This is a genomic window from Shewanella sp. 11B5 (assembly GCF_002836795.1).
In the GTDB taxonomy this organism is placed as follows: Bacteria; Pseudomonadota; Gammaproteobacteria; order Enterobacterales; family Shewanellaceae; genus Shewanella; species Shewanella frigidimarina.
On sequence record NZ_PJAP01000332.1, the window covers coordinates 1 to 6,697 of the forward strand.

Annotated in this window: 6 protein-coding genes; 2 read left to right on the top strand and 4 right to left on the bottom strand. The window is 43.0% G+C overall.

Going from position 1 to position 6,697, the window contains the following annotated elements:
* Nucleotides 1–156: 156 nt before the first annotated feature.
* The 3 genes from tdh to CXF78_RS06950 form a co-directional block, all read right to left on the bottom strand.
* The gene (gene tdh / locus CXF78_RS06940; RefSeq protein ID WP_102036360.1) at nucleotides 157–1,182 is read right to left on the bottom strand and encodes an L-threonine 3-dehydrogenase; all 1,026 of its coding nucleotides are present in this window, start codon (nucleotides 1,180–1,182) and stop codon (nucleotides 157–159) included.
* An 86-nt stretch (nucleotides 1,183–1,268) separates the two neighbouring features.
* Complete coding sequence (locus CXF78_RS06945) at nucleotides 1,269–2,462, bottom strand: glycine C-acetyltransferase (protein WP_059747038.1); 1,194 nt, start codon at nucleotides 2,460–2,462, stop codon at nucleotides 1,269–1,271.
* A 327-nt stretch (nucleotides 2,463–2,789) separates the two neighbouring features.
* Nucleotides 2,790–3,452 carry a TetR/AcrR family transcriptional regulator gene (locus tag CXF78_RS06950; protein ID WP_011639346.1) on the bottom strand — a complete coding sequence of 221 codons (663 nt, stop codon included), beginning with the start codon at nucleotides 3,450–3,452 and terminating at the stop codon, nucleotides 2,790–2,792.
* 117 nt (nucleotides 3,453–3,569) lie between these two features.
* Here CXF78_RS06950 and waaA point away from each other — a divergent pair, with 117 nt between their 5' ends.
* The gene (gene waaA, locus CXF78_RS06955; protein WP_102036361.1) at nucleotides 3,570–4,832 is read left to right on the top strand and encodes a lipid IV(A) 3-deoxy-D-manno-octulosonic acid transferase; all 1,263 of its coding nucleotides are present in this window, start codon (nucleotides 3,570–3,572) and stop codon (nucleotides 4,830–4,832) included.
* Between the two features lie 89 nt (nucleotides 4,833–4,921).
* On the opposite strand, the gene CXF78_RS06960 is transcribed toward waaA, so the two are convergent.
* A complete protein-coding gene (locus CXF78_RS06960) occupies nucleotides 4,922–5,650 on the bottom strand; it encodes a 3-deoxy-D-manno-octulosonic acid kinase (protein WP_102036362.1) in 729 nt (242 codons plus the stop codon).
* Nucleotides 5,651–5,760: 110 nt separating this feature from the next.
* Here CXF78_RS06960 and CXF78_RS06965 point away from each other — a divergent pair.
* The coding region (locus tag CXF78_RS06965) for a glycosyltransferase family 9 protein (protein WP_102036363.1) at nucleotides 5,761–6,697 on the top strand (937 nt) is incomplete at its 3' end.

Below are 6,697 nucleotides of genomic sequence, written 5' to 3' on the forward strand. Positions count from 1 at the left end.
CATTGATAGACAAATGTTTAAAACCAGACATGATATTACCTATAAAAATGTACAAATAGCGATGTGCTTAGCGCCAGTTTGCAACAAGGGGTTGTATAAATACAACCCCTTGTTGGTGTACTGACTCATTAAGCCACAATACTGAGACAGTAAAGCTTAATCCCAGTTCAATATAACTTTACCTGACTGACCTGAACGCATTGCATCGAAGCCTTTCTGGAAATCATCAATACTAAAGTGATGAGTAATGATGGGTGACAAGTCTAAGCCAGATTGGATTAAGCTTGCCATTTTGTACCAAGTTTCGAACATTTCACGGCCATAAATACCTTTGATGATCAACCCTTTAAAAATGATTTTGCTCCAATCAATGGCCATTTCGCCACCAGGAATACCTAGCATGGCAATTTTACCACCGTGGTTCATGGTGTCTAACATCGCGTGGAATGCCGATGGTACGCCTGACATTTCTAAACCGACGTCAAAGCCTTCTGTCATGCCAAGTTCTTTCATGACATCTTTAAGGTTTTCTGTTGCAACATTTACTGCGCGAGTCGCACCCATTTTTCGGGCAAGATCAAGTCGGTATTCGTTTACGTCAGTAATTACAACATGACGAGCCCCAACGTGTTTACAAACCGCAGCAGCCATAATACCAATAGGGCCGGCACCGGTAATCAACACATCTTCACCGACTAAATCAAACGACAATGCAGTATGTACCGCATTACCGAATGGATCGAATATAGCCGCTAAATCATCTGGAATATCCGCAGGGATTTTAAAGGCGTTAAACGCTGGTAGCACTAAGTATTCGGCGAACGCACCGTCACGATTCACACCAACGCCTGAAGTGTTACGGCATAAGTGGGTACGGCCAGCACGACAGTTACGGCAGTGACCACAGGTGATGTGACCTTCTCCAGATACACGATCACCAATATTAAATCCACGTACTTCCTGGCCAACATCGACCACTTCACCGACATATTCATGACCGGCAATCATCGGAACTGGAATGGTTTTTTGCGACCATTCGTCCCAGTTATAGATATGCACGTCAGTACCACAAATAGCTGTTTTACGAATTTTAATTAGCAGGTCGTTGTGACCCATTTCTGGTTTTGGTGCATCGACCATCCAGATGCCTTCTTCAGGCTTTAACTTACTTAATGCTTTCATGTTGATGACCTATTTTAGTCTGAGCTATCTTTAGCGATTACTACGCGATGCTGTTATTAATCTATGCTTTCATTAACCAAGTTAGATTAGATAATGCCCATATCTTTACCAATACGGGTAAAGGCACCAATAGCATGATCAAGTTGCTCGCGAGTGTGCGCAGCAGACATTTGGGTACGAATACGCGCTTGGCCTTTTGGTACCACTGGGAACGAAAAACCGACCACGTAAATATGCTCTTGTAATAAACGGTTAGCAAAATCGCCGGCCAATTTAGCATCGCCAATCATGACAGGGATAATGGCATGGTCTGCACCACCTAAGGTGAAACCAACAGCAGACATTTGCTCACGGAAATAACGACTGTTTTCCCATACTGCTTCACGCAAGTCTTGACCCGTTTTTAGCATTTCAAGCACACGGATAGACGCACTAACAATAGAAGGCGCTAATGAGTTTGAAAACAGGTAAGGGCGAGAGCGCTGACGTAACCATTCAACGACTTCTTTTTTCGCTGCAGTAAAACCACCCGAGGCGCCACCTAACGCTTTACCTAATGTACCGGTAATAATATCGACACGATCCATGACATTACAGTATTCATGGGTTCCACGACCATTTTGACCGATAAAGCCAACTGCGTGAGAGTCATCGACCATCACTAATGCGCCGTACTTATCTGCTAGATCACATACACCTTGAAGGTTAGCGATTACACCATCCATTGAGAATACACCGTCAGTGGCGATCAAAATGTTACGTGCACCAGCAGCTTGGGCTGCAATTAGCTGAGTTTCCAAGTCGGCCATGTCATTGTTGGCATAACGAAAACGCTTAGCTTTACATAAACGCACGCCATCAATAATTGAAGCATGGTTAAGCGCGTCGGACACAATAGCGTCCTCTGCATCTAATAACGTTTCAAAAAGACCGGCATTAGCGTCGAAGCAAGACGAGTACAAAATGGTGTCTTCCATACCTAAAAAAGCACTTAGGCTAGCTTCTAATTGCTTATGTATGTCTTGAGTACCACAAATGAATCGTACCGATGCCATACCAAAACCGTGACTGTCTAAACCGGCTTTTGCTGCTTTGATAAGTTCAGGATGATTCGCTAAACCTAAATAGTTATTGGCGCAGAAGTTAATCACTTCTTCACTATTAACTTGAATCGCTGTTTGTTGAGCTGAAGCAATGATGCGTTCACTTTTGTATAAGCCATCGGCTTTTACATCGACAATTTGCTGATTAATTCGGTCGTAAAAAGAGGTAGATGCCACCTGTGTTCTCCTAAATATGGTTATTATGCTTATCCAAATCACGCAGTAAAACACCGCGATAAATGACAGGGTGTTTTGGAGTTATTGGCATTCTAACCTTTATTTTTGCCGCTCTACAGCGTTTTTTTTAGTCGTCAGACCAACATGAGTTAGATTAGGGGTATCGACTTACTCACATTAAAAAAACTAATCATTAACATGTAGGTGGCGGGATTTGAAAGGCGGGTGATAACCCTAAATTAATCCGCTAATAACCAATTCAATTGTAGTTGGTTATTAGTGGATTGGAAATTCTGTAATCGCTGCGAGGAAAACGAAATACTTCGCTTATATTTGTGCGATGCTATGGCGTTCTTGGCTGGCTATGTCTAAGTAGTGTTGCTCTAAACGACAAAATGTTGCGGTTGAAGTGGGAGTCGAGTAAGCCTGAAAAATCATCAATACTCTTAATAACCCGTCGTATAGTGTGGCTTTAGTGATGGTTGATGTACTAGATTGAGTTAATTGGTAGCTAATCCAGAAACTGACCATCATTTTAATGGTGTCGGCAAGCGCGGTTACTTTATTATCATCGACGTCTAGGAAACCGTCTTTTTTGAGTTTGCGCAGTACATCACTTGAGCGAGTCAGTACTTGTTGTTGAGCATGTAAGTAGCGTTTCTTTAGCGCATCATCACGGCTTAAAATATCGGCTAAGTTGGCATACATAAACCTAAACTGCCATAAGGTATAGAACATGGCATCAAAATAACCCATTAATAATTCAATCGTAATAGGCACATCATCATAAGGCTTAAAGCCTGACTCTAAATGACTTTCATATAGACTGAAAATTGAATTGATGATGTCTTCTTTATTGCGGAAGTGATAGTACAAATTGCCCGGACTAATGCCTAAATGCGCTGCAATATGGTTGGTGGTAATGCTACGCTCACCGTGTTCATTGAATAGTTCTAAGCTGGCAAAAATGATTTTATCGCGGGTTTTCATGTGATTTCCATATTCATTATTGACTTATTGTCGCTCAAATAATTCGTTAAGCCGACTTAATATGAGTATGTTAACATTGTGCTTATCTGACAAGCAAAAATCGATGACCCATCTTACATGAACCGTATTGTTTATTCTTTGTTCCTATATTTGTTGTTTCCGCTGGTGATTCTTTATTTAGCATTTCGTGCCATAAAAAGTGTCGACTATCGTAGCCGTTGGTCTGAACGTTTTGGTTTTGCTAAGGTAACCAAAACTGATGTGTTGATCCACAGTGTGTCGATGGGAGAAACGTTAGCGGCGATTCCGTTGATTAAGCAGTTGATGACTGCGCACCCAGATTACGTATTTACCGTTACTACAACCAGTCCAACAGGGTCTGCTGAAGTGACTAAAGCATTTGGCGATACAGTCCAGCATTGCTATTTACCGTTTGATTTTTCATATGCAATTAAACGTTTTTTACGCCAATTACAGCCCAAAGTGTGCATTATCATGGAGACCGAGTTGTGGCCAAACTTAGTCCACTTTGCAGAGCAGCAACAAGTGACTCTGATTTTAGCCAATGCACGCTTATCGCAAAAGTCCGCTGATAAATACGCCAAAAAGCGTCGTTTGGCTGTGCCGATGTTAAACAAACTCAACTTGATTACCGTACAAACTAAAGCTGAAGCCGAACGGTTTATTACCCTAGGAGTGACTAGTCAGCGCATACATGTGTGTGGCAGTTTGAAGTTTGATCTCACTATTGATCCCATCAAAGAACAGCAAGCCAACACGCTTCGAGCCAAGTGGGATCGGGTTAATTCACCTATTTGGGTTGCTGGGAGTGTTCACCCCGGCGAGTTTGAGGCCATTTTGAGTGCTCATAAACAGCTATTAGCTTGTTTCCCGAATGCATTATTGATTATGGCGCCTCGACATCCTGAGCAATTTAATTTAGCCGCTATTACCATTACCCAATCTGGATTGGTGTTAGCGAGACGTAGTATGAATGATGAGGTTAATAGCCAGACTCAGGTATTACTTGGCGACACTATGGGGGAGCTAGTGATGCTATACGGTACAGCGGATCAGGCATTTGTTGGTGGGACATTGATTAATAATGGTGGTCATAATCCGCTAGAGCCTGCTGCTATGGGGCTACCTGTGTATGTTGGCCCCAACCATTGGGATTTTGCTGAAATTACCCAATTACTTGCCGATGCCGGCGCATTGATCTGTATTAGCTCAGCAGATGAATTGGCGCAAGAATTACAAAATAAGTTTACCGATAGCCATATGTATCAATCCGCGTCCTTTGCTGGATTAGCTGTAGTTGAGCAAAATCGGGGTGCGCTTTTAAAGCAGTTTACCTTCATTAATGAACTCATCGTGTAACCTTTTACTGTTAGCCATTTGAACATAAACGTATAAAAATAGACGCAAGTTAGCGTCTATTTTTATCACTACCCCATACCGAGTTAGCTTTAGATTGGGTTGATGCTTTGATAACCGGCAAGTAATTGCAGCCAATACTGTTGACTAAATTGCAGCGTAGTCAGTTTAGCGTGCTCTTTGTTAAAAGAACGTAGCAAGCGGTCTAAATTGGCTTGTTGCCATGTAGGCTGTGGTGTACGTAATTCGCCTCGATCAAAATCAATCAAATAGAATTCCCCATGTGCCAGTAAGATGTTTTTGGCATTTAAATCGGCGTGATATACCCCACGCTGATGAAATTTGGCAATGGTTTCGCCTAATAAATACCATTGCGATTCTGTCATTGGGTTATGGCTTAAGTAAGCCACTAAATCATTTGCACCAGCAACATGTTCAATAATTATATCGGCTCGATACCATAAACCAAAACGTTCAACATTCGCCGCAATAGGGCGTGGAACCGCAAATCCTTCTTGATACAAAACTTCAAGGATCGCTAACTCTGCCACAGCACGGGTTCGTTGTAGGCCGGTATAGAAGTAGGCATCTCGGCTGAATTTTTCCATCATTCCACCGCGCCAATAATGGCGTAACACCCATGTTTGCGGGCTGTCCGAGTTATCGGTTTTGACAAACCATGTGGTGTAACGGCCTTTGGACTGACCCACCACTGCATTTTTTTCTCGCCAACCATCAACCGCGAAGTCTTGCGGTGCTATGTGTTGGGCAGTGGTTTCACACCATGCAATATGGCCAAGTTGGGTGTTTTTTATTTGCATCTAATTATCAATAGCATTGGTTAGATTGTGGATCGAAATAACATTATACCTTAAGATCACTAACTTGCCTTCACCGCCTTAATTCTTCACTCAAGCATATTGGATAATCAATGAAAGCTGACTTTAGTGCGATACGTTCATTATGTTTACTGCGTTTGTCTGCCATTGGTGATGTTTGCCACGCAGTAGCAATGGTGCAGGCTATTCAAAAACAGTATCCAGACCTGAGTATTACGTGGATTATTGGTAAGGTTGAATATCAATTACTCAAGCATTTGCCTGGGATCCAGTTTGTTATTTTCGACAAGTCCAAGGGCTGGCGTAGCTATATTCAGTTACGTCGTGATTTACAAGGCCAACGTTTTGATGTGCTGCTACATATGCAAGTTGCACTTCGTGCGACCATAGCCTCATTAATGATCAAGGCGCGAATTCGGGTCGGATTTGATAAGGCCAGAGCCAAAGAAGGCCAGTGGTTGGTGACCAATCACGCCGTTGAGCCATTGGCCACACCGCATGTATTAGATGGTTTTATGGGGTTTGCTAAAGCCATTGGTGTAGAAGACTTAACGCCAAGCTGGAATATTCCTGTACCACAAGCCGATACCGACTTTGCCAAACAACTGGTGGGCGATGATAAAGTCATGGTGATTTGCGCAGCAGCCAGTAAGGCCGAACGCAACTGGCTGCCAGAGCGTTACGCTGCCGTTGCTGATTATGCTATTACGCAGGGATTCAGAGTAATGTTGTGCGGCGGCCCAACCGCGTTAGAAAAAAATCTAGCGGATGTGATTCAATCTCATAGCCAACAGCCATTGGAGAACCAAGTAGGTAAGACATCTTTGACTCAGCTGCTTGCAGTGTTAAAACAAGCCAAGCTAGTGCTAGCACCAGATACCGGACCCTTGCATATGGCTGTTACTCAAGGTACGCCAGTGATTGGTCTATATGCTCACTCAAACCCAGGGCGAACTGGACCTTACCTTTATCGCCAGTACACCGTAAGTGTTTACCCACAAGTGATAGCCAAGCAATTTGATGCACCTG

Coding starts and splice junctions, on each gene's coding strand:
- waaA (WP_102036361.1), top strand. CDS start 3,570: ATGAACCGTATTGTTTATTCTTTGTTCCTATATTTGTTGTTTCCGCTG.
- tdh (WP_102036360.1), bottom strand. CDS start 1,182: ATGAAAGCATTAAGTAAGTTAAAGCCTGAAGAAGGCATCTGGATGGTC.
- CXF78_RS06950 (WP_011639346.1), bottom strand. CDS start 3,452: ATGAAAACCCGCGATAAAATCATTTTTGCCAGCTTAGAACTATTCAAT.
- CXF78_RS06960 (WP_102036362.1), bottom strand. CDS start 5,650: ATGCAAATAAAAAACACCCAACTTGGCCATATTGCATGGTGTGAAACC.